Consider the following 1,056-nt stretch of genomic DNA (forward strand, 5'->3'; position numbering starts at 1 on the left):
CCGCGTAGTCGCGCAGACCACGGCCGAGCGCGAGGCTGCCAAGGCGGCAGCCGCGCTTGCTTCACCCGTGCAGACCACAGAGACCCCTCCTGCCCAGGCATGAGCACGCACACGCCACAGCCCTCGCGGCCGCTGCCGCCCCTGACCGACGCCTTGGCGTCGGAGCGGGACAGCGTGCGCTTCGAGCCGCTGAACGTGCTGTGGCTGGACACGCTGCTGCCCGTGGAGCAGCAGGCCTATTCCCATCCCTGGACGCGCGGCAACTTCATCGACGCCATGGCGGCCGGCTATGAAACCCAGCTGCTGGTGGATGCCCAGGGCGGGCTGGTCGGCTACTTCGTCGCCATGATCGTGCTCGACGAGGTGCACCTGCTCAACATCACCGTGGCCCCGGCGCGCCAGCGCCAGGGCTGGGCCCGCATCCTGCTGGACGCCCTGGCCCTGTGGTCGCGCCAGCGCCAGGCCCAATGGATCTGGCTGGAAGTGCGCGAGAGCAATGTCCGCGCACGCAGCATCTACGCCGCGCATGGCTACCAGGAGGTGGGCCTGCGCAAGAACTACTACCCCATGCACGACGGCCCGCGCGAGCATGCCGTGCTCATGAGCCTCAAGCTATGGCCCTGAATCTAGACACCCGCCAGCGGGCCATGCTGCATGCCATGGGCATCACTGTCTGGCTGCCCGAACCCGAGACCGCGCCCGCCGTGCTGTCCGAGGCCCTGGCTGCGCCCTCCGATGCGCCTGCAGCGGCGCCCCTCCCGGCGCCTGATGCACCGGCGCCTGATGCACCGGCGTCTGCTGCATCGTCGCCTGTCGCCGCGCCAACGCCCGTACGCGTTCAGGTGCCTGTTCAGGCGCCGGTCCAGGCGACACCGCCTCCCGCACCCGTGCACGCCTCTCCCGCACCCGTCATCCCCGAACGCGAACGCCCGCCGCGCCGCTACGTGCAGCAGCCCGTGGCCGGCGCACCGGGCCTGGGCTGGCGGCTGGGCCCCGTGCGTCCCGTGTATGCGGCAACGCCGCCGGCCGGTGATGGCGGCGAAGGCGGCTACGCGG

General features: G+C 71.6%; 1 protein-coding gene and 1 pseudogene. Both read left to right on the plus strand.

The annotated features are described in order from the left end of the window. The first annotated feature begins 99 nt into the window (after window positions 1-99). Complete coding sequence (rimI, locus tag L995_RS18785; RefSeq protein WP_016449114.1) at window positions 100-624, plus strand: ribosomal protein S18-alanine N-acetyltransferase; 525 nt, start codon at window positions 100-102, stop codon at window positions 622-624. After that, window positions 615-1,056, plus strand: a pseudogene (locus L995_RS18790) (uracil-DNA glycosylase family protein); the annotation flags it as partial. The gene rimI and the pseudogene L995_RS18790, both read left to right, overlap by 10 nt.

It is taken from the genome of Delftia sp. ZNC0008 (assembly GCF_000799035.1).
GTDB classification, from domain to species: domain Bacteria; phylum Pseudomonadota; class Gammaproteobacteria; order Burkholderiales; family Burkholderiaceae_C; genus Comamonas; species Comamonas tsuruhatensis.

Coding starts and splice junctions, on each gene's coding strand:
- rimI (WP_016449114.1), top strand. CDS start 100: ATGAGCACGCACACGCCACAGCCCTCGCGGCCGCTGCCGCCCCTGACC.